This window comes from Myxococcaceae bacterium (genome assembly GCA_016000045.1).
In the GTDB taxonomy this organism is placed as follows: Bacteria; Myxococcota; UBA727; order UBA727; family JABDBI01; genus AER2-1.
Window position 1 is genome coordinate 227,014 of record JAECQY010000001.1, and the last position, 22,248, is coordinate 249,261.

General features: G+C 47.4%; 19 protein-coding genes. 12 read left to right on the plus strand and 7 right to left on the minus strand.

The window, feature by feature from the left end; all coding sequences use genetic code 11:
- Window positions 1–23: 23 nt before the first annotated feature.
- Entirely contained in the window at window positions 24–1,088 is a 1,065-nt protein-coding gene (rseP, locus tag I8H75_01115) for an RIP metalloprotease RseP (protein ID MBH2005941.1), read from the plus strand.
- 75 nt (window positions 1,089–1,163) lie between these two features.
- Window positions 1,164–1,427, plus strand: coding sequence for a hypothetical protein (locus tag I8H75_01120; GenBank protein MBH2005942.1), 264 nt, complete (start codon window positions 1,164–1,166; stop codon window positions 1,425–1,427).
- On the opposite strand, the gene I8H75_01125 is transcribed toward I8H75_01120, so the two are convergent.
- Window positions 1,384–2,202, minus strand: coding sequence for a hypothetical protein (locus tag I8H75_01125; protein ID MBH2005943.1), 819 nt, complete (start codon window positions 2,200–2,202; stop codon window positions 1,384–1,386). The genes I8H75_01120 and I8H75_01125 overlap by 44 nt on opposite strands.
- 186 nt (window positions 2,203–2,388) lie before the next feature.
- Here I8H75_01125 and yajC point away from each other — a divergent pair, with 186 nt between their 5' ends.
- Genes yajC through aroC form a run of 4 tightly spaced genes read left to right on the plus strand, consistent with a single transcriptional unit; the run spans window position 2,389 to window position 6,742 of the window.
- Window positions 2,389–2,685 carry a preprotein translocase subunit YajC gene (gene yajC / locus I8H75_01130; protein ID MBH2005944.1) on the plus strand — a complete coding sequence of 99 codons (297 nt, stop codon included), beginning with the start codon at window positions 2,389–2,391 and terminating at the stop codon, window positions 2,683–2,685.
- Window positions 2,686–2,705: 20 nt separating this feature from the next.
- On the plus strand, window positions 2,706–4,457 hold the full coding sequence (gene secD, locus I8H75_01135; GenBank protein ID MBH2005945.1) for a protein translocase subunit SecD: 1,752 nt from the start codon (window positions 2,706–2,708) through the stop codon (window positions 4,455–4,457).
- Window positions 4,454–5,680, plus strand: a complete 1,227-nt coding sequence (secF, locus tag I8H75_01140; GenBank protein ID MBH2005946.1) for a protein translocase subunit SecF — start codon at window positions 4,454–4,456, stop codon at window positions 5,678–5,680. Before secD ends, secF begins: the two co-directional genes overlap by 4 nt.
- Window positions 5,681–5,719: 39 nt before the next feature.
- Window positions 5,720–6,742: a chorismate synthase gene (aroC, locus tag I8H75_01145; GenBank protein ID MBH2005947.1), complete on the plus strand. Its 1,023-nt coding sequence runs from the start codon at window positions 5,720–5,722 to the stop codon at window positions 6,740–6,742.
- Window positions 6,743–8,536: 1,794 nt separating this feature from the next.
- Here aroC and I8H75_01150 read toward each other — a convergent pair.
- The gene (locus tag I8H75_01150) at window positions 8,537–9,028 is read right to left on the minus strand and encodes a hypothetical protein (protein ID MBH2005948.1); all 492 of its coding nucleotides are present in this window, start codon (window positions 9,026–9,028) and stop codon (window positions 8,537–8,539) included.
- A gap of 120 nt (window positions 9,029–9,148) precedes the next feature.
- Here I8H75_01150 and I8H75_01155 point away from each other — a divergent pair, with 120 nt between their 5' ends.
- Window positions 9,149–11,857: a hypothetical protein gene (locus tag I8H75_01155; GenBank protein ID MBH2005949.1), complete on the plus strand. Its 2,709-nt coding sequence runs from the start codon at window positions 9,149–9,151 to the stop codon at window positions 11,855–11,857.
- 12 nt (window positions 11,858–11,869) lie between these two features.
- Here I8H75_01155 and I8H75_01160 read toward each other — a convergent pair whose 3' ends face one another.
- Entirely contained in the window at window positions 11,870–12,781 is a 912-nt protein-coding gene (locus I8H75_01160) for a hypothetical protein (protein MBH2005950.1), read from the minus strand.
- Window positions 12,782–12,975: 194 nt separating this feature from the next.
- On the opposite strand from I8H75_01160, the gene I8H75_01165 reads away from it, so the two are divergent.
- Window positions 12,976–14,139, plus strand: coding sequence for an AAA family ATPase (locus I8H75_01165; protein MBH2005951.1), 1,164 nt, complete (start codon window positions 12,976–12,978; stop codon window positions 14,137–14,139).
- Between the two features lie 132 nt (window positions 14,140–14,271).
- On the opposite strand, the gene I8H75_01170 is transcribed toward I8H75_01165, so the two are convergent.
- Genes I8H75_01170 through lexA form a run of 3 tightly spaced genes read right to left on the minus strand, consistent with a single transcriptional unit; the run spans window position 14,272 to window position 16,357 of the window.
- Window positions 14,272–15,135 carry a nucleotidyl transferase AbiEii/AbiGii toxin family protein gene (locus tag I8H75_01170; protein MBH2005952.1) on the minus strand — a complete coding sequence of 288 codons (864 nt, stop codon included), beginning with the start codon at window positions 15,133–15,135 and terminating at the stop codon, window positions 14,272–14,274.
- Window positions 15,132–15,713 carry a hypothetical protein gene (locus tag I8H75_01175; GenBank protein MBH2005953.1) on the minus strand — a complete coding sequence of 194 codons (582 nt, stop codon included), beginning with the start codon at window positions 15,711–15,713 and terminating at the stop codon, window positions 15,132–15,134. The genes I8H75_01170 and I8H75_01175 overlap by 4 nt, the downstream gene beginning before the upstream one ends.
- Window positions 15,714–15,757: 44 nt before the next feature.
- Window positions 15,758–16,357 (minus strand): repressor LexA, encoded by a 600-nt coding sequence (gene lexA, locus I8H75_01180; protein MBH2005954.1) that lies wholly within the window; start codon window positions 16,355–16,357, stop codon window positions 15,758–15,760.
- An 84-nt stretch (window positions 16,358–16,441) separates the two neighbouring features.
- Between lexA and I8H75_01185 the strand changes: the two genes are divergently transcribed.
- On the plus strand, window positions 16,442–17,998 hold the full coding sequence (locus I8H75_01185) for an ATP-binding protein (protein ID MBH2005955.1): 1,557 nt from the start codon (window positions 16,442–16,444) through the stop codon (window positions 17,996–17,998).
- A 45-nt stretch (window positions 17,999–18,043) separates the two neighbouring features.
- On the opposite strand, the gene I8H75_01190 is transcribed toward I8H75_01185, so the two are convergent.
- Window positions 18,044–19,033: a hypothetical protein gene (locus tag I8H75_01190; GenBank protein MBH2005956.1), complete on the minus strand. Its 990-nt coding sequence runs from the start codon at window positions 19,031–19,033 to the stop codon at window positions 18,044–18,046.
- A 162-nt stretch (window positions 19,034–19,195) separates the two neighbouring features.
- Between I8H75_01190 and I8H75_01195 the strand changes: the two genes are divergently transcribed.
- Genes I8H75_01195 through fusA form a run of 3 tightly spaced genes read left to right on the plus strand, consistent with a single transcriptional unit; the run spans window position 19,196 to window position 22,160 of the window.
- A complete protein-coding gene (locus tag I8H75_01195) occupies window positions 19,196–19,567 on the plus strand; it encodes a 30S ribosomal protein S12 (GenBank protein MBH2005957.1) in 372 nt (123 codons plus the stop codon).
- A 2-nt stretch (window positions 19,568–19,569) separates the two neighbouring features.
- The gene (gene rpsG / locus I8H75_01200) at window positions 19,570–20,040 is read left to right on the plus strand and encodes a 30S ribosomal protein S7 (GenBank protein MBH2005958.1); all 471 of its coding nucleotides are present in this window, start codon (window positions 19,570–19,572) and stop codon (window positions 20,038–20,040) included.
- 23 nt (window positions 20,041–20,063) lie between these two features.
- The gene (fusA, locus tag I8H75_01205; GenBank protein ID MBH2005959.1) at window positions 20,064–22,160 is read left to right on the plus strand and encodes an elongation factor G; all 2,097 of its coding nucleotides are present in this window, start codon (window positions 20,064–20,066) and stop codon (window positions 22,158–22,160) included.
- The last annotated feature ends 88 nt before the right edge of the window (window positions 22,161–22,248 follow it).

Consider the following 22,248-nt stretch of genomic DNA (forward strand, 5'->3'; position numbering starts at 1 on the left):
TGTTCAAGGTATAAGAAGGAAATATGGGACTATTTGCGGGCATTCTTCTCTTGTGCGCCTTGGTAATCATTCATGAGCTGGGGCATTTTTTGGTAGCGAAGTGGTTTGGTGTGAAGGTCGAGACCTTTTCCGTTGGATTTGGTCCCAAATTAATCAAGCGACGTTGGAGAGATACGGAATACTGTCTTAGCCTGATTCCTTTGGGCGGATACGTCAAAATGTTGGGTGAAACCCAGGATGAAGAGCTGTCTCCTGAGGACCAGGCGAGAAGTTTCCTAGGTCAAGTTCTATGGAAGAAGTCGCTGATTGCTTTCGCTGGGCCCTTTTTCAATCTTGTGTTGCCGATCATTCTATTTTTTGCGATCGGCATTGGAACTCAACAAATTCCTCGGCCAATTATCGGGATAATCTCGCCCGAACACGCAGCAGAGCGATCCGGACTTTTGCCAGGCGATGAAGTCAAATCGATCAATCAACAACCGATTCAAAGCTTTTTGGAGATGGTTCAGATCGTTTCGGCGCATCCAGAACAGAGCTTGTTGTTCGAAGTAGAACGTGCTGGAGGGCGGATTCAGTTAGAGGTTGTTCCAGAACGTGAACCGAATCCGAACCGACTGAAGAAAAACGAATCAATTGGAAGGATAGGAGCTCAATTGGCGGAACCGATTGCCTATCGTTCGGTTTTTGTCGGTCCTTGGAAGGCCGCGCAGAATGCGGTTCAATCCACCTATGTTTTAGTAGAAATGACGGTGCAGTCGTTGTGGATGTTGATGAAACTGGAAGTCCCGGCCAAGGAATTGGGAGGGCCTTTGATGATTATGAATGCGGCAAGCCAGGCAGCAGACCAAGGCTGGAAGTATTATTTGCAACTCATGGCATTGATTAGCGTGAATCTGGGTTTGCTCAATCTGCTTCCGATCCCGGTTTTAGACGGAGGGTATTTGGTTTTGTTTGGGCTCGAAGCGATTTTGCGTAAACCGATCTCTCCGACTCTCAGGCAAAGAGCCATGCAATTGGGCCTTGCTCTGTTGCTGAGCCTGATGGCTCTCGCTTTGTTTAACGACATTTCCCGAATCTTTTATGGGTGATCTTTTTGGGTATACCATACCCTGGAGATCAAAACTCAGTAGGCTATAACGGTTCTCATGCAAGGGAGGCTTGCGATGGAATCGTTGAATCCGAAAAGTTTTTGCATCTACTTTTTGATCGTTGCTTTGTTGACTCTGATGGAAGAAAAATCAGATTCGCTTCGAAATCGAGTAACGATGAACTGTCTTTCTTTCTGTGTACCTTACGGTCGATCCATTTGCAGTGCGGCCTGTTTAGGCGCTTACTCGCTTGATCGCAGCATTGCGATGGCCTCTCGGTATGTGAAAGAAGCCGCTAAAGATAACCGGCTAGCTCTAATTGCTCGCATCGCTCAATGAGTTCGACTTTCGAGTCGCAGCTCAATTTGCTCTTAAGAGACTCGATGCGATGTTCAATCGAACGCTTCGAACGAAATACTCTGGAACCAATCTGAGCCGGTGTGTAACCTTTTTTGGTCAAGCGCAATACTTCTTGCTCTCCTGAACTCAAGTTATCGGCAAATTCAAACCCAAGGTCTTTGAGAATGAGAGCCCGGATTTGGCTATCTGGGTCAAGCCCTAAGATACGATTTTCGTAGAAGGTATCGCCTAAAATACTGGGCAGGTGCAAGGCGCTTTCTCGCAAGAAGTCAAACATCCGAGAATGCGACTTGAGAAACCAGTTGAGAAAGAGCTTGAGTTCGCCGACGTGATTTAAAATAAAGCGGGCCTGGGTGTCGGTGGCATTGTCTGAGTGAAATCCGAATTCATCCACCGCAGTTTCCGATTTTTGGGAGATTTGGAAAAATAAGTTGAACTCAGATTGTTCGAAAAAACGGCGGGTCTCTTCCATTTGAACTAAGAATGGATTCTCTCTCGTAATTTCTATTTTTAGCTCGCTTTTTCGGTATCTTGGATGGCAATAGTAGACGTGCTTTAAATGAAAATCTTGATCGCCCAGGAATCGTATCACGTCGGTATTGTCGTCGTAGAGGAAAAAATTTCCATCGTTCGTGATTCGGTAGTAGTAGAAGTTATTGAAATTGAAGCGCTCCAAGATGATTTTAGCGCATCTTCGTACGGACTCCCAATGAGTTTCAGTGGCTAGTACCGTTGGCTCAAAAAATAAGTTCATTGTGAAACCGCAATGAAGGGTCTTTATTCCTGATTCAAACGAGTGGCAAGCCACTGATTGGCAAAAAAAGGAATCTCTTTCTATGGTTCAAGGAGAGGCGCAAGGTTTCGTGAGGAGAGCTCTATCGCTTTACTCGAATTTCAATTAGTGTCATAATGGTTTTTTTCGAAAGAGAGGATTTTTGCGATGTCCGAACTGTTTGGTCAAAGTGGTGCCGATGGCGGTGGGATTGTTTCCATGTTGTTCATGTTTGGCGGCATGTTTGCGATTATGTATTTTATCTTGATCCGTCCTCAGCAAAAACAGCAAAAGAAACATCAGGAGCTGATTGCCTCGCTCAAAAAAGGCGACGAAGTGGTCCTGAACAGTGGTATCTGCGGGCGCATTTTTTCAGTAGAAGACAAATACCTTGTTTTAGAGCTCATGGACAAAAACAAGGTGAAAGTCCTCAAGCACGCTGTACAAGGCTTAATGGCCGCCTAACCTGAGGTATTGGATTCTATATGTTTGAAAGTTGGAAAACACGGCTTCTTTTTTCGGGGATTTTGTTGGGAAGTGCGATTTATTTGCTCATACCCACTTTGGTCTATTTTCGTTTAGATGAATCGCAGCTGAGAGAAGTTCGACGCGATAAACACGCTTTTGCCAAAATGTTGCCGGCTTGGAGTATCGATACGCACATCGTGCCCGGACTCGATTTGCAAGGTGGTGTTCACATGGTCTTGGGGGTGGATGTCGAGAAAGCTCTGAAAGACCGGGCCGCTCGAACTGCGGAGAGGCTAAAAGATTATGCGAAAGAACAAAAGATGGCTTTCTCAGATATCAGTGCAGAACTATTGGGAACCTTTGCGAGTACTTCGGAGCGTGACACCTTCACTGAATTCGTTTCGAAAAAGTTTCAAGAGCTCCGACTGGTTTCTCAGACGGACGCCCAAGCCCAGTTCGAATTGGATCCGACTTTAGTCTCGTCCGTTCGACGGGATGCGGTGGATCAGACCATCAACACCATTCGAACGCGTATCGACAAGATGGGGGTCACAGAACCCAGTATTTCCAAACGTGGAAGCGATAAAATCCAAATTCAGCTCCCGGGATTTGATAATCCAGAAGAAGCCAAAAGTTTGATCGGTCGTACCGCTCAGCTCGAATTTCAGATGGTCGATGATAAGACAGAATTCTTGAAAGAGCTCAAAGACCTGCCTGAAGGTGTGCAGATGATCACAAGCTCTTATGGGCGCCCGAATGGAAGCCAAGGCAAAGATATCTTTTTGCAGTTTCCTGAGGAGAAGCTAGAAAGCGTCAAAAGCTATTTAAAAGGCAAAATCCCAGCAGAAAACGTGATCAAGTTTGGTTCTTTAGGACCCAGTTACCTGAGGACTTACACGCTTGACCGCAAAGTTGCCTTGACCGGTGAGGAATTGATCGATGCGCAAGTTTCTCAAGCTGGAGAGATGGATTCGAGACCGGCTGTCTCGATGACCTTTAGTGCAGGGGGAGCGCGCGTATTTGATGAACTTTCAGGATCCAACATTGGTAACCGAATGGCCATTGTTCTGGAAGAACGAGTCGATAGTGCGCCGGTGTTTAATACACGAATCCCGAGTGGGAGAGCCAGCATTACCCTGGGAGGAGGGCGAACGCATGAGGAAACATTGAAAGATGCGAATCAGCTGACTCTGGTCCTCAAATCCGGCGCTTTACCAGCCCCCGTCACTTTCCGAGAAGAACGAAGCGTGGGTCCTTCGTTGGGGGCAGATTCGATTCAAAAAGGCCAGATGGCGTTTTTAGTTGGCAGCGTACTCGTGATTTTACTCATGATTTTCTATTATCGAATCTCTGGATTTTTCTCGGTCGTAGCGGTTATCTACAACTTAATCCTAATGCTGGCGGCTTTGGCTTGGCTGGGAGCTACCGTCACACTTCCAGGGATCGCGGGTCTTCTGCTCACCTTTGGCATTGCGGTAGACGCCAACGTGATCATTAACGAGCGCATTCGAGAAGAACTCAGGCGTGGAAAAATGCCACGAGAGGCGGTTGCGACCGGCTATCGCTCTGCATTTACAGCGGTATTTGACTCCCATGTGACCTCTTTTATTGCAGGTCTGGTTCTGTGGGAATTTGGAACGGGTCCCGTTCAGAATTTTGCCACCATGTTGATCATTGGGACTGTCCTATCGATTTTCACAGCCGTTTTTATTACTCGAATTTTCTTTGACATGGTCACCGCGAACAATCCGAAGGAGCTGTCCATATGAACCACCGAATGTTTCGTTTTTTTGATCCGAAAACGGAAGTTAATTTCATTCGCTTTTTTCGGGCTTCTTTGCTGATTGCCGCTCTAGTTCCGATTATTGCTATCGCTGGGGTTTGGACCACAGGTCTTAACTGGGGTATCGACTTCAGTGGTGGCATGGAGATGCAGGTCCAATTTTCCAAGCCGGTTCATGCAGACGAAATACGAAAAGTTTTGGAAGAACTTGGTTACGGTAAAAATCAGGTCCAAGCTTATGGGGCCAAAGACAGCTATGAAATGCTGATTCGCGTGGAGCGTATGGATACGTTCTCAGAAGACGATGTTAAGCGCATAGAAAATTTGTTGGTGGGGCAACTGAATTCGGCAAGTGTCCAGGCTCATCCCAATAGCCAGGATCGGCTTTTAATCCGGTTGCCATCGGCGAATGATCAAAAGGCGCAAGAAGAGAAGTTGACAGCCATTCTTGCCGCTCACAGTGGATTTCGCACCCGCTCGATCCTGCATGAGGATTCTCAAAACAATTGGGTTGAATACAACGTGCTGTTCATGGGCGTATCCGACAAAGTGGCTGAAGCTTTGACGGCTGCCTTTGGTAAAGTAGAAGTGCGCCGGGTAGAGTTTGTGGATAGCCAGGTGTCAAAGCAGCTTCGAACCGATGGGGCCTTGGCGGTTTTTTACGCGATTTTGGCGATTTTGATTTACATTGCCATTCGCTTTGATTTGTTTTTTGCTCCGGGTGCGGTGGTATGCCTGATTCAGGATACCTTCGGCGCATTTCTCGTTTTTGTTTTAGGACGCTACGAGTTTGACTTGCCATCGGTTGCTGCCCTCTTAACCGTGGTTGGGGTGTCCATTAACAATACGATTGTGGTGTACGATCGGATTCGAGAGACGCTTCCCCCAGGAGATCGTTCTAAACTAGCTGAAAATACCATTCGCGATTGTGTGAACAAGGCTATTAATGACACGATGAGCCGAACGATTAACACATCGCTGACGGTGCTGTTTTCTTCGATCTCGCTTTGGATTTTTGCAGGCGGAGTGATTAAGAGCTTCGCAGCCGTTTTGACCATTGGCTTGGGCTTAGGAGCGTTCTCATCTACCTTGGCGGCACCTGCAACCTATTTGTGGATGGTTCATTATCTTGGCAGACGAGAAGGGCTTAACCGAGACGAAGGTCCCAAAGGCTATACACGCGAAGAAAAAGCTCGCGGAGTGGTGTAATATTAGACCTAATGCCTATGATGGCTGAAGGCGGATGCGTTGGCCGGGAATTCATTTGGACAAAATTTTCGGGTGACCACGTTTGGGGAATCTCATGGGCCTGGGATTGGGGTTGTGATCGATGGCTGCCCCGCGGGGACCGAGATTGTCATCTCAGAAATACAGGCCCAGCTCAATCGCCGTAGGCCGGGACAGTCCTCAATCACCACAACTCGTCAGGAAGCGGATGAAGTTGAAATCCTATCGGGTGTCTACCTGGGTCGGGCGACAGGAGCACCCATTGCAGCGTGGATTCGAAATACGAACCAAAGACCTGAAGATTATCAGGCGCTTGAAAATACGTATCGACCCTCCCACGCTGATTACACATATCAAGCCAAATACGGCCACCGGGATCCGCGTGGAGGAGGGCGTTCTTCCGCTCGGGAAACGGCTGCTCGTGTTGTAGCGGGAGCCATTGCGCAAAAAATCTTGAGCTCGATCGGGATTGAGGTGTTGGCTTATACGTCTCAGATCGGATCCATTCGAATGTACGATTCGCACGAAAAGGTAGAAGCTCATGCCATCGACCAAACTTCCGTTCGCTGTCCCGATCCTGAGCTTGCTCATGCAATGCAGCGCTTGATTGAGCAAGTTCGAGATTCTGGCGATACGATTGGAGGAGTGGTGACGGGTGTGATTCGAGGCTGCCCGGTGGGCCTTGGAGAGCCGGTCTTTGATCGTTTGCAGGCTGATCTGGCCAAAGCCATGTTGAGCATCAATGCTGCGAAAGGTTTTGATTATGGCTCTGGTTTTGAAGGCGTGATTCTTCGGGGTTCCGAACACAACGATGCATTTTTTGAACAAGATGGCAAAATCCAAACGCGCACCAATTTTTCGGGCGGTATTCAAGGAGGCATCTCCAATGGGATGCCTATCTATTTTCGGGTTGCTTTCAAACCGGTGGCCAGCTTATCCAAGGAGATAAGCGGTCGTCACGATCCTTGTGTGGTGCCTCGAGCGATTCCGATTGTTGAAGCGATGGCCGCCCTGGTTCTCGTGGATCACTATTTACGGCATTAACGTCAAAGGTTCGGTACGAAAGTTGCTCTTGCAAGAAATCTTCTTTGTAAAACCGACGATAGCCGCTGAGGATATCTTCGCGATCGAGCGCGTTGAGCGTATTGGGTAAGCGGTTTAAGAAAAAGCTTTCGTATCGTTGAAACTTGCGCGTGAATTCGAGTTGGACAATCTTTTCTTGATGTTGAGATCGCAATGCATACCGGCAACCTAGGGATTTCAACGGCTCATGCCGAGAGTGCGCGGTGAAGGTAAATAACGCCATATCCGTTCCCCATACATAGCGTTGGGAGATTTGGGTGTTTTGAGCGGTCAGCTTGGCATAGTTTGCTAGAAATGCGCGAGAAGCGCAGAAAAGGCCGTTGTAACAGATGGGTTTTTCTTCAATTTGAGATGCAAACTCTGGGATCAAGGCTTTAAAAAAATCGTGTTGACGAATCTTTTTCATCGGATACTCCGTGAAACAGCCAACACCTTGTTCTTTGGCTCTTGAAATCAATTCACAAAGGCCTGTTTCATCCCGGACCCAGCTGTCCGCGTCCATCCAGATGTAATAATCGTAACCCGGAAAATGCTCGTGCAAGTGAGGCCGAGCGGTACATCCTTTCCAACCGTTCCATTGACAGATGCGTGCTGGATTTTGGACAATCAGCTGAGGATCGATATCCCAGCCTGGATCCTTGATCTCGATGTCAAAATAGTCCTTAAGTGTTTGCCGATCGGGTTCGTTGAGGCCACAATCCAGGACTTTGATTGGGATACGGCAATAAAGTTGAGTGGCTTGAATGGATTCGATTAATTGAAATCCCAGCTCAAAATAAGGAGCATTTGAACTCATGCCTGTCACGATTGTCAGGCCAGGTTCTGGTAGGTCGTTCGAAGCCGTTTTCGGTTTGGCTGGGATCACTTGACTGAAACTGGGTTCAGGATGAAAAAGTGGCTTTGCATACTGCTCCAGCCGTTTGAGGGGGTATTCCCACTCTGGAAACCGTTTCTGTGCCTCTTTCATCAAAGCTTTATCGCGTTCAAATCGTCGAGCGGCTTGGTATTCAGAGGAGAGCTCTACCCAAGATGCTTTGTCGAGAGGCAAGCATGCTCTTCGTTCGCGGTATAGGTGAAAACGAATGCGCCAATAACGATAATCTTTCCAAAGGCTCATGCCTGGAAAAAAATGATTTCGAATCCGTGTCCAAGAAGGAATCCACAAAATCCAATCGGATAAAGCATATTGAAGCGCCTGAAGGAACCCGATTGAGGATGAGGATGTTTCTTTCGGTCGCTGCCGGTCTATCATGGGAGTGATCAGGTCCAGGTAAGTGTCTAAAACATCTTCCTGAGTGCGTAAGTAGTTTTGATAACCGGTGTCAGCGATTTGCTTTCGAAGGGATTCATTTTCGAACAACTCGATCAACCGGAAACCGAGTTCTTTTCCGTTCTTGACTCGCACGACCGATCCGCATGCTTCGATTAAATCGTCTATTTTATCCGTGAATGGCCCGACCATGCAGGGGATTTGTTTTGAGATGGGCTCCAAAACATTGTGTCCGCCGACGCTTTCTACAAAAGTTCCACCGATGAAAGCGAGATCTGCCGCATGAAATGACGAGTCCATCGTTCCCAATGCTTCGTTAAAACGAACGCTGGGATCGTGAACGAACAAAAATTTGGATGCTTGAAAAGTGGGTGGGTGCCTGGGAGCGATGATGAGTTTGGCATTTGGATATTTTTCTTTCAAAATACGGTGGGCTGTATGAATATCTTCGTATTCTCCAGGGTGTGTGCTGACAGCCAGCCAAGTCAACGAGTCCATTTCACACTCTTAAGGGATTTGATTTGTGTGGGTGGGATACCGAGTTGAACCAATTCGTCCATCTTTCGTTTGCTGGTGGTGATGGCGGTGGTGGTATTCCAGAGTGGCTTTAATCTTTTCTGAGCAAAGTTGGGAATGGAAGTGCAAAAAAAGCCCTCGTAGAGGCAAATCACTGGAACTTGGTAGAGTGAGCACATTCGCAGAAGCTTCACCTCTACGACGCTGGTATAGCTGAGCCATAGAATCGGTGGATTTTTAAAAAGCCTTCGAAGCTGAAAATAGCTTAGCCTGGCCAGGTGAACCGGAGTGGGCTGGAGATAGGAGCGATAAGCGTTTAAGTTCTGGTTCAACAGATCCCAAAAATTGGTGCTTAAAACAAAGTTTAACTTTGAATCGCGCGTGTGCAACGCGTCCAGTAGTGGGAGCAGGTTGATGAACTCTCCATACGCTCCTGCATGAACCCAAATACATCTGCTCATCTTCGTTAGTCTCTCAAACCCTTCGTTGTGTTTGATCGGCACGGGGAGAGGATCCTAGGCTTTGTTTTAAAACGAAATGTAGGATTGATTTTCAAAACCTTCATTGGTTACTCTGGTTGGATGCTGAAACTGATTTTTGCCACTTTACTGCTTTTGATGACCGCTTGCAGCTCATCTCATCCGAGTCAAGAGCTTGCTGGTTCGGATTACGGAATGGAAACCGATGGAAGCAATCGTGCGAATCGGTTTGTGCTGAAACGGGATGATGGAACCATATCGAGTCGATACTATTCCCATGGATGTCATTCGCTTCAACCAGGAGCTTCGTGTGAACTGTTGGTTGAATACATTGGAAGCGCCGGGATGCAAGGAAGCTCCCTAGGCGTTCAAGTCCTACCGAAAGGAGCCTTTCGCTTTTCAGGGATAGACGCTTGTCCAAAAATTTCGCCCACAAAGCAGACTTGTGTGCTGACACTCACCCACAATTCGGGGGCCTCTGCCTTGGGTAGTATTCGGGTCTATGCTCAGAAACCTTCGAGAACCATCGCTTTGATCAATATCCAGAGCAGTTCGCAGAATCAAGTCTCGGAGGAGATCGGGACCAGCGATTTGATCAATATCGGTACGGCTGTCTTCGGCCCAGTGGCAGGAGATGAGGTGGAAAAGCTGCTAGGAATACAGCCCAATGGAGAGATCTTAAACGACTTAAGCGAACTATCGGCCCAAGTATCGGCCATTTCATCGACAGTGAATCAAATTTTGAACGATGTGGAGCAGATTGAAAACATCGATATTTTGGAATTCTCTGCGTTGGAGCAAAGTATTCAAGACAATAATTTGAAGACTCAACTGGAGGCTTTGAATCAGAACACTTTGGGTGGAGCTGAAGTTTATGCTGGTTTTGAAAGTGCGATCATTTCAGGAACTTGCCCTCTGAACCAGGCACCTCAATACCTTTACCCTTCTGCTGCTCAGATTGCCTCCACGCCCGCTTATCTATCGGGCGTCTATCAGGCCTTAGGGTGCGATACTACGGCGCAAAGTACAACTTGTTCAAGCTTGAATTCCGCTTTGAGCGATGCGACGAATCTGGCCCAAGGCGTCGGGCGTTTTGATCAAGCTCTGTTCCAAGCCGTGAACAGCCTCATTCAAGCTAACCTCAAAGCCCAATTTTCAATCCAGCAATTTCAATCCAATAATGAGAGCATCGTCGCTTACGGCACTCTCATCGCCCAGACGCTTCAAAAATCTTACAACATGATTCATACGGCCCTTTCTCTTTCTCAGGTTTCTCATTCGCCTCAATTTCCGGGTCTCATTATTCCCATTGCTTCTCCGCAGATGTCGCCTAATTTTACCTATACCCAAAATAAAGAGGCTCTGGACCAATACTTCACGGATCTGGGCAACCAGCTTCAAGAAGATTTCTACGCTGCCGTGATGACGGATAACCCCGGTGACCCGACGCAGCTTTGGCCCAATAACACGAGCGCGAGTTTAAGCCCTAAATTGATCGCTTCGGGCTTAAATGCCATTCCATCCGGAGTCGCTTCGTGGGTCAGCACTTGCAACCTCTATGAGTGGGCGGGGGCCTTGACACCAGAGGATTATACTCCAGGAAGTGTGCAAAAAATCTGTTCAGCAACGGGGATGATTAACTCAACCGTTCCCAATCCACCGGCTGTTCCGGTAGACTACCAAGGGCAATTAAATGCGACCAAATTATCTGCCAATTGTTATTATCAAGGCAGAGAAAATGACTCCTCTATTTTATGGACTCAATGTCAAGCGGACGCTTCTGGAGCTGTGGCTACGCAAGCGAATATCCATGCTGCCTTAACCGGAAACCCCTATCTAGAATGCGATAACCTAGCCAATGTAGCAAACGCTCTTCCCAGTGCCTTGGGGCCAAGCTCGGTCGGGAGTATCAGCGGTTCTGTGGCGAACAGTCTTGCCGGTAGTGCAACGATTGCGTTGAATCTGCAAACGATTCAAGGCCCTTACGCACAGAAGATACTGGCTTCGGAACCGATCGGAACACAAGGCTGCCAAACGGTCGGTGGCTATTATGGTAATACAGGCTCGGTTCAAGTGATTCCGTTGCAAATTGAGCTGATCAATGGCGAGATGCTGAAGTTGGCTTTAGGATACGGTGTCTCAGGGAATGTAACGAATTACCAGCAAGTGTGTGCGCGTGATATCTGCACTCAGGAGGCTGTTGGATGCAATTTAACCAGTTACGCGGTTCTGCAGTGCTTGTCTTCTAGCCAGTATACGAGCGCTTCTTGCTCCGTGCAGAGTAATGGCTCACTACTGTATACGACGAATTCAGGGGTTCAGGTGTCTCTCGCTCTGTCCAGCAATGGTACGAGTGCGTTCAACGTTTCGGTTCGATTGGGTAATCAGGCTCAATGTTTGCTTGCAAGCGATTGCTCGAATGGCTTGGTTTGTGCGGCATTCAGCAATCAGTGCGGTTGTACAGACTCGTCTCAATGTCTGGATTCAGACTTAGCGGTCTGCAATACCCAGGCGAATCAGTGTGTTCAATGCTTGAACTCGAGCGATTGCAGAGGTTCGGTTCCAGTTTGCGATACGGGAGCGAATCACTGTGTGGCGTGTTTGCAAAACTCGGATTGCAGTGGGAATTCCGATACTTGCACGCATCAATCGTGCGAGTGTGGCAGTTTGGGAGGAGCTTGTGGAAGCACGAGTTGTATCGCTGGACAATGCGCTTGTGGCGATATGACCTATGGCGATGGATATTGCCCGGCCAATCAGAGCTGCGAAATATTCTTGGTGGCAGCTCGGGTTGAGCACCGCTGTCGATAGCATTCGTTTTTATTAACGACTGGCGGCTCTAGAGCCCCAAGAGGCTCTTGCAGAGTTTAGGTCCTCGAGAGATTCAATCGAACTCGAGAGGGCTGTTTCGTTGCTTAAGTCTAGAAAAGTGCTGTCGAGGATCGGACTGCGGATCGGCTGCAACCACTGGTAATATTCTTGAAATCGCCGAAGAATGCTTCGAGTGCTATTCGTTTGTAAGGAGCCTGTATCGAGATCATCGTTGAGCCAGTGCGCCATCTGTTCGCGCTGTTCCAAAGAAACAGTGTTCCCAGCGCTTAGCAGTGGCTCGAGACCAATCCTGAAAATCGATTGGATTCGTTCTCTGTGGATCATTTCATTGTAAAGTCTAAGAAATAAACGAGGTATTTCGGAGGTGTTTTGCAGAAGCAGGATGTTGCCGCGATCCACCTCGCCTTGAAATGCATCCATCAATTGATCGATCTGTTCGCCACGGATAGGTATATTGGCTTGCTCTAAAGACGCGATGCCTTCGTTGAGAATCGTGAAAAATCCAGCTTGAATCGTATTGAAGATGAGTTCGCAGAGAGCCTGATTTGAAGAGCGTAAGTCAGGATGGGATTGCGCTTGAGCGAGATCATCAAACAGCAATTGAACCTCATTTTCGAGTTCTGAGTTCAGTTCTAATTCGGTGCTTAGAAAATGAAATCGATCCTGTATTCGTTCCTCGGTTGCGAGATCCCGCACTTGCAGTTCCGTCGTAATAATTTGGCGTAAAATCGCTCTTTGAATTTCGGGTTCCAAAAAAGAATCATTGGGCTCATTGCCGGTATTGTACCCTAGAGAAATATCCAGCTCGTTTTCGGAGGCTCTGGAAGTATTGAGCCCATCATCGTTGGCGAAAAGAATAGATGAGAGGGACAGAAAAATTATTTTGATCAGTGAATTATTCATAAATTTGATGATTTTATAATTTGATTTTATATTTTTGTAAATTGTAATTTTGATTTATTTTTACTGGATTTGAAAATACTGCGCCTCCCAGACTGATTCAGTGAACGATCTCGGATTATTCAAGAGCTTCGCTCTGAACCTGCTTATGCTTCCAGTATCTTTACCTCCTCAGCTACTTCCGCTAGAGTGCCTACATGAAGCGCCTTCCAGATAATACGGCTGATTTCCCAAAGCTTATTAAAAACAATTGCGTTTATGTTGATAAAACCGAGCAGCTTTATCATCTCCTAACCGGTTCAGGGGACAATTTCTTTCTCTCAAGACCCAGGCGTTTTGGAAAAACCTTGCTCATTTCGACCCTGGAACAAATTTTTTTAGGTCGTCGAGAGCTCTTTGAGGGTTTATGGATTAGTCAAAGCGATTATACTTGGCCGAAACATCCTGTCCTGCGCATCAGCCTGGTTGAAATGGGCGTGAGTTCCCCAGAAGAGTTTGAAGATCGTTTGGTTCGCCATTTGAAGAAAAAAGCGGCCGAAGCTGGGGTCCATTTGGAGAGGAATCTAAGCTCTGCGGAATGTCTCGCGGCTTTGGTAGAAGGCCTTGCCAAGCAAAATTCTGTGGTGTTGTTGATTGATGAATACGATGCACCCATACTTGCGCATATCGAGAATCCGCTCCTTGCTGAGGCCATACGAGCGGTTCTGAAGTCTTTCTACGGAGTCATTAAAGCCCTGGACAGTCATTTGCGCTTCGTTTTTCTCACCGGTGTTACTAAGTTCAATAAAACGTCTATTTTTTCGGGGCTTAATAATCTGTTGGATTTGACTCTGGACGACCGATCCGCCACTTTACTAGGTCTTACCCTGGAGGAGCTGCAAAACTTTTTCGCCGATCACATCCGCAAAGCGATCGATCAAGGCACTCTCTCAAGAGTCGATTTTATGCAATCGATGCAAGATTGGTACAATGGATATCGCTTTTCGCCTTATCTTCCAACTCGCGTCTATAATCCTTGTTCCGTGATTCGTTGTTTGCTCTCAGGGCGCTTTGAAAACCATTGGTCACAAACTGGGACTCCGAGTTTTCTGGTGAAGCTGGTTCAGGAGAAGAACTATCCTATTCTAGACTTAGAAAATTTAGTTTTATCAGACGAAGATCTGGGCACTTTTGACCTTGATCGAGTTCAACTACCCGCCTTGTTGTTTCAGACTGGTTGTTTGACGATCCAAGATTACGATCCAGAGACAGCTCTCTATACTCTCAGGTTTCCTAACCAAGAAGTCACTCAGTCCATGATGCGTATCTTAGCGCCTTTATTCACTTCCCCGATCGAAAAAGCGACCTGCAGGATGAGGTGATTTTAATCTTGATGGGTAACGATGTGGATACCATTTTGCCGATCGGGGAATGGATTGCTTCGTCGGCTACGCCTCCTTGCAATGACGATGTTCCAGTCTCACGAGCCCCCTATGAGCTTTTCTTGCGATGTTCTAGAGCGTTTCGGTAAAGAGCAGTTGCTGGACAGCGGCTTTAAAGAACTCAGGAGACCAGATATCCAGAACGGAGGAATTTCGTAAAAATGGAGAAAGATCTTTCTTGGCTTCGATGAGATCGGTTTGGTCAATGCGTTCCAGGAGTCTTTTCAGAAGCTTATCGGCGTTTAAGCACTCTTGTTCTTGATAGTGTCCGCTTTGTCGTAGCCGAGCTTCCAGGTGCTTCAAATGAACGGGAATTCCGCGGCCGATGAACCAAAGCATATCATACCAATCACGTCCTTTGACGCGCTTCTTCCAAGACCGGCACAGCACGGCATGCAGCTTTCCAGCAAAAAGGCAGGGCTCCGAATAGACACGAACGCCAAACTGGAGTGGCTTTAGAACATACTGGGAGTCTGTCTCAAAATCAGGAGGCGGATCGGTATCGATCTCTAATTTCACGACTAAACTGTCTAGGTGATGAAAGGGTTTGTTGAGTCCAATCTGCAGAACGTGTTCAGAGGTATTCGTTTTCAGAAAAGCAGACAGAATAGCCGATTCTTTTGTTTTTACCTTTTGATTGATCGATACGTTTAACCCGAAGCTCTGTAATTCTGTGCTGAGTGCCTTTTCGTAGCGCTTAAATGAAAAAGAAGGGTCTTTTTTCAAGAGTGAGAAGTCCAGATCTTCGCTGAATCGGTCCAGGCCGTATAGGATTCGCAAGGCAGTGCCACCATAAAAAGCGGCATGCTCGAAAAATTTTGCTCGCCATAACCCCAATAAAGCAATCTCTTGGATAATTTCCTTAAGGGCGTTGCGGTAATCGGTTTCGGAGACGAGTGAATAGCGCTGGACTAGATTTTGTAATGCGGTGTTCATAGAGATTCCAGAAGACGAACATTCGGGTTTCGATATTGAGAAGCAATTTCTTTGAGTAAACTCGAGTCTAGGTTTTGAAGGGTTTCGGATTCCAGTCTCAGGTCATCGACTAGGTAAGTATGAAGCGTGAGTTTGGAAGAGAAAAGCTTCTGACGAGCGACCAGATCCGAGAGTGCTTTTTCTGCAGAGGCGATCAGAAATTGGTTGTTGTGTAAGACTCCTACGGAGTAACGCGAAAAAGAGAGATGCTGATAGCGAAAACACCCAAGAGGAGTATCAAAACCTTTGCTTTTTTGAGTGGTTGCGCAGGTTAACACCGGGGTTCGCTCAGGAATAAGCCCGTAATAGCTCAGGGCATACTCGTAGGAAATATAAGAGGGGCCATAAATCAAATTGGCCAGTGCCTCTAAACAGACAGGTTCTTGGCGTTGCGAATCTCCTGCAATGTACAGGCCTTTCTTGACTCGTACCAGAGATTGGTTTTTGAGAAGGTGTTTAATCTTGTCTCTTGGGTTTCGGTAGCCCTTGAGCTGTTCGATCAGAGATACGTAGTCTATGTGGCTTCGAATAAATTTCATAATACAACCAGTAAGTATGAGAATGTCATACATATTGGTTGATTTCAATGAATTGTTCTCCGAACCTCAATCACTTTCCCCAAAATGGAAACCCGTTCAGGATCAAGGATCATCGGATCGTAATTTTGATTCATCGGCATGAGGCCGATTTGGCTGGTAAAGCGTTTGAACTTTTTCACCGTTGCGGAATCGCTATCCACGAGCGCGACCACAATATCGCCATCGTTGGCAGAGCTTTGTTGCCGAACAATCACAATATCTCGATCTAAAATTCCTCCCTCCATCATGCTGTGACCCGCGATGCGCAGAGCAAAGCACTGAGAAGATTGGTTCGAATTCGATACCATGACGTAATCTTCAATATTTTCATTGGCCAGCAAAGGTGTTCCAGCTGCGACACGGCCGAGCAATGGAACCTTGAAGATGGAGCCGATATTTTGGGTCAATTGCCAGCTACGGCCAATCCTATCGCTGTTCTTCAAAAATCCCTTACGCTTCAACGCCTTGAGGTGCTGATACGCCGTAGGGCGAATGATCCCTAAGCGTGTCGCAACATCCTGAATGGAAGGAGACAGCGACTTTTCCTCCCAAAATTCCTCAATCACCTTCAAGGCTCGCTTTTGCTTTTCGGTTAAATCGCTCATCAAGCACAAGTTGCATACGTTTGTATGTATGTCAACCCAGACAATGACTTTACCTTAGCGCGTGCTTCCGCTAGGCTGGGACCTATGCGGCGCCTTCCGGATACCATTGATGATTTTAAAAAGTTGATCGAAGAGAATTACCTCTACGTTGATAAAACCCGTCACTTGTATGAATTATTGACCGGGTCTCCTCAAAAATTTTTTCTCTCTCGGCCTAGGCGTTTTGGGAAAACCTTGTTGGTCTCAACTCTCGAACAGATTTTCTTAGGCAATCGAGAGCGATTCAAAAATCTTTGGATCGATCAAAGTGACTACACTTGGACCAAGCACCCGGTACTGCGCATGAGTTTGATCGAAATGGGCCTAGCTTCCCCCGAACAGTTCGAGGAACGCTTAGTTCGAAATTTAAAACAGAAAGCCACTGCCGCTGGTATTCTTTTGCCGGATGGTTTGAGTTCAGCAGAGTGTCTGGCCAGTCTGGTTCAAAATCTTTCGCAAAAGAACTCGGTTGTTTTGTTGATCGATGAATACGATGCTCCCATTCTGGCGCATATCTCCAATCCAGCCTTGGCGGAAGAGATGCGGACTATTTTGAAGTCGTTCTACGGCGTCATTAAAGCTTTAGACGCCCACCTGAGATTCGTATTTATCACCGGCGTCACCAAATTCAACAAAACATCGATTTTTTCCGGTATCAATAACCTGGAAGACTTAACTCTGAGCGAACAAGCCGCTACGCTTTTGGGGATTGAGTTAGAAGAATTAAAGCTCTACTTTTCGGAACACATCCAAGCCGTCGCCCATAAACATCGCTGCTCTTGGGAGAAGCTCTGCTTGACTCTGCAAGAGTGGTACAATGGCTACCGATTTTCTCCTTACTCCGAGAAAAAAGTTTATAACCCCAGTTCGGTTCTGAAGGCGCTCAATCGGGGGCAGTTTGAAAATTATTGGTCACAAACCGGAACTCCCAGCTTTCTCGTCAAACTTATTCAAGAGAAAAACTATCCCATCTTAGATTTAGAAAATCTCATTTTATCGAGCGAAGACTTGGGGGCCTTTGATATTGAGCAAATTCAGTTGCCCACACTATTGTTTCAAACCGGCTATTTAACGATTCGAGACTATGATCCGGATAGCGCGCTCTGCCAGCTTGCATTTCCAAACCAAGAAGTGACTCAGTCGATGATCCGCGTATTAGCCCCTATGCTTACTCGACAAGACTCTTTCGCTCCTTGGCAACAGTTGGCTAGCAGACTTAAGCGTGACTTGCTCCAGAATAATCTGAACGACTTCTGTTCCCGTCTGAGACCCTTCTTTGCGGACATCCCCTACGATCTGCATATTCCCTTAGAACGCTATTACCAAACTGTGTTCTACATGCTGATCAAATTCATGGGGGCCGAAATAATGACCGAAGAAAGAACCAATATCGGTCGAATTGACGCGGTTCTCCAAACGCCTACCCACACGTATATTGTCGAGTTAAAAATGGGCCAGTCTGCCCAAGAAGCCTTGGAGCAAATCCGGCAGAGGCAGTACGCTGAAAAATACCAACTCTCGGGCAAGTCGCTGATTGCTTTAGGGCTAGCATTCGATCCAGTCACTAAAAATATTATAGATCAAGCTTGGCAACAGCTATAGACGCCTCTACACCGAGATGGCAAGTGTTAAGCAGGTGCGAATTTGTCAAAGTTCCTGATTCTCCGCGGATTCGATGATTTCGAACCAATAGTATCGCTGATCTGGGCCGGGAGATAGACGGGAGATGTTTCGATACCCAAAGCCTTCGTAATGCGGCAAATTGCGTGCGTATTCGAGCACGGTTAGGCAGCCTTGAGCGGGGTCGGTGTCAACGACCAGATTCACGTGTCCGCCCGATGGGGAACGGCTAAGCCATAGGATACCCGGTCGAGCATCGCTGAGCTTGAAGACGTTGATCGGTTTTAGCAGCCTTTTCAGGTTGGGTATGTGCCAATAGTTTTCAAAATCCTCGGTGCTGTAAGGCCTCTGAGCACCGATCAGCTTCGAAATCCAGGAAGAGCAATCTTGAGGCCCCCATCTTTTGCCAAAAGGTCCGTTTTTAAAAAAGCGCGTATCTTGCCTTTGGCCACCAAAAGCGTAGCCGCCGTGCACAAAGCGAAACTCGTTTTGTTCGATAAAATCGCTTTCATGAAGTGTTGAAAGCCATTCAAAAGGCATGGGAGTGCTATGATAGAAAGGGGAATCGTGAACATCGAGGGTTTGATTGAGAGTTTTTAAGATCAATACCAAACTGGCTTTCATCGCCAAGTCATCCAGATTGCTGGCATCCATCCAGCGTGGCTTTTCCCAGGCATTCCGCATGAATTCTGGCAATTCGCCGACCGTCAATTGAGAACCAAATCGATTGAAAAAAGATTTGGCATGATGCAAAATGACGATGAGTTTATGAGTTCGAAAGCTCCAGCCCGCTTGGGTATCCGATGAAATAGCTTGGGCGTGTTGTTCAAAAAGCTTCAGATTCTTTTGGATCCGTTCGGCAACAGCGAATGGAAGAGATTCGATGTTGTGCGCCGCATCTCGAATTCGATGTTGAAGAGCCTGAATGGCTGTTTGGGTACGCCTTCGAAACTCCGCTTCTTCGAGTCGTGCTTCCGATACGAGAGAGAGCGATAAGGCAAGGACGGACAAAATCATGCATCCAAAGATAGAGGAAGGATTGGGCAAGTCAACGGATGAAGCCAAGGTGCTACAAGAGAGCCTGAGAGGCTGCTTTTAGATCATTTATACCCGGAGCTCCATTGACAAGTCAGAAAAAGGATCCCTATACTCCCCCTTTCAAATAGGAACCCTAACAAGATGCCTACAATCAATCAGCTCGTCCGCAAAGGGCGCAAACAAGTCAAAGAGCGATCAGACGCTCCCCATTTGGAAGAATGCCCACAAAAGCGTGGTGTGTGCACCCGTGTGTATACGACAACCCCGAAGAAGCCGAACTCTGCGCTTCGTAAGGTCGCTCGTGTGCGCTTGACGAACGGCATGGAGGTGACCACCTACATTCCGGGCGAAGGGCATAATCTGCAGGAGCATTCCGTGGTCCTGATCCGCGGGGGTCGAGTCAAAGATTTGCCAGGGGTTCGCTATCACGTGGTTCGTGGTGCTTTGGATTCCGTAGGTGTCAGCAACCGTAAGCAAAGTCGTTCGAAATACGGTACGAAAAAAGGTAAATAAGTATGCCAAGACGTCGCGAAGTTCCCAAACGTGTTATTCATCCTGATCCTAAGTTTGCCGATCGTTTGGTGAGCAAATTTGTCAATGTGATTATGCAAGACGGCAAAAAATCCATTGCAGAAGGGATCATCTACGGGGCTTTCGAAGCCATCGAAAAGAAGATGACCGAAGATCCAATCAAAGTGTTTAAACGAGCTCTTGAAAACGTCAAACCTCAAGTAGAGGTTCGTTCGCGGCGAGTCGGGGGAGCGAATTACCAAGTTCCTGTGGAAGTGCGCGCAGAACGCCGTGTTGCTTTGGCGTTTCGATGGTTGCGTGATTTTTCGGCTTCTCGTGGCGAGCGTACGATGCGCGATTCTTTGGCTGGAGAAATCATGGATGCGGCATCGGGTCGGGGTGGTGCTGTGAAAAAGCGCGATGATACCCACCGTATGGCAGAAGCAAACAAAGCATTTGCTCATTATCGTTGGTAATTTAGGAAATGGGATTTTAGGTTATGGCACGGGATATTCCACTCGAACGAATTCGTAATATTGGTATTGTGGCGCATATTGATGCGGGTAAAACCACAACAACCGAACGCGTTTTGTACTACACGGGCAAGAGTCATAAAATCGGTGAAGTGCACGATGGTGCTGCTACTACCGACTACATGGCCCAAGAACGTGAACGTGGGATTACCATCACTTCGGCTGCGGTTACGTGCGAGTGGAAACGTCGAGAGGATCCCAAAGCCCCTGTGCATCGGATCAATATTATTGATACCCCCGGTCACGTGGATTTTACGATCGAAGTTGAGCGCTCGATGCGCGTACTCGATGGTGCCGTGACGGTGTTTGACGGTGTGGCCGGTGTTGAGCCTCAGTCTGAAACCGTTTGGCGCCAGGCGGATCGCTACGGTGTTCCGCGTATGTGTTTCGTGAACAAGCTTGATCGGACCGGAGCAAATTTTTTCCGTTGCGTAGACATGATCCGCGATCGTTTGAAAGCTCGAGCTTCTGTCATTGCTCTTCCAATTGGAGCGGAAGCTACTTTCGTTGGGATCATCGATTTGATTCGGATGCGGGCTTTGATTTGGCAAGCGGATGATCTCGGTGCGCATTACGATGTCACAGACATTCCGGCTGAACTGGTTGCGCAAGCCCATGAGTATCGCGAGAAACTCATGGAAGATTGCGCCGATTGCGATGATAGTTTTGCAGAAAAATTCTTGGAAGGTCATGAAGTGACCGAAGAAGAGATCATTAAAGCCTTGCGTGCCGGGACAATCGCGGCAAAAATCGTCCCCACCTTCTGTGGCTCTGCTTTCAAAAACAAAGGCGTTCAGTTCATGTTGGACTGCGTTCTTGATTTCTTGCCCTCGCCGGTGGACATTCCAGCGGTCAAAGGCAAGTTGGAAAATGGCGAAGATGCCATGCGAGAAGCAGACGACAAAGCGCCTTTTTCAGCGCTCGCTTTTAAAATCATCAACGACAAGTACGGTCAATTAACCTTTATTCGTGTCTATTCCGGTGTTCTTGCCAAAGGCGATACCATTGTGAACATGCGTTCCGGAAGAAAAATTCGGATCGGTCGTTTGGTTCGTATGTTTGCGGACAAGCGAGAAGATATCGAGGAAATTGGCGCGGGCGGTATTGCCGCAGCCATCGGCTTAGAAGCTACGACGGGCGATACGATTTGTATGCCTGAGAACCCAATTATTTTGGAATCCTTGGAAATTCCTCCGGCGGTTGTCAAGTTGGCGATTGAGCCCAAAACCAAAGCCGATCAAGAAAAGATGGGAATTGGTTTGGGTAAATTGAGCGCAGAGGATCCTTCTTTGCGTTTGAGCGTAGACGATGAAACCGGTCAAACCACGATTGCTGGAATGGGTGAACTTCATCTTGAAATTATTGTCGATCGTCTAAAGCGTGAATTTTCGGTGGAAGCCAACGTTGGTAAGCCTCAAGTGGCCTATCGCGAAACCATTACGCGAAGCGTGGAGCAAGAAGGCAAGTACATCAAGCAGTCGGGTGGTCGAGGCCAGTATGGTCACGTCTGGGTGCGTATTGAGCCGAATGAGACCGGTAAAGGCTTTGAGTTTGTGAATGAAGTCGTGGGAGGGGCGGTTCCAAAAGAATACATTCCTGCCATCAAGAAAGGCTCGGAAGAAGCGCTTACATCCGGTATTCAGGCAGGCTATCCAGTCGTCGATATTAAAATTACCTTGTTTGACGGCAGCTATCATGACGTTGACTCCAATGAAATGGCCTTTAAGATTGCGGCTTCGATGGCCTTTAAAGAAGGTGCTAAAAAAGCAGGTCCGATCATCTTGGAGCCCGTGATGAAGACAGAAGTCATTACGCCAGAAGAATGGATGGGAGATGTCATCGGTGATTTGAACAGCCGTCGTGGACGTATTACCGGAATGACCGAACGCAGTGGCATGAAGGTTGTCGAAGGGAATGTCCCCCTTGCGGAAATGTTCGGTTATGCCAATGATCTTCGTTCAAGAACGCAAGGACGTGCGACTTATACGATGGAATTTAGCCACTATGAACAAGTCCCGAATAACCTGGCTCAGGAAATTGTGGTCAAGTCGGCCGGTGTGTAAAGCGATTCAATAGATTATTTAAGGAGAGATTCGATGTCAAAAGAGAAATTTACCCGCGATAAACCCCACGTCAACGTTGGGACCATTG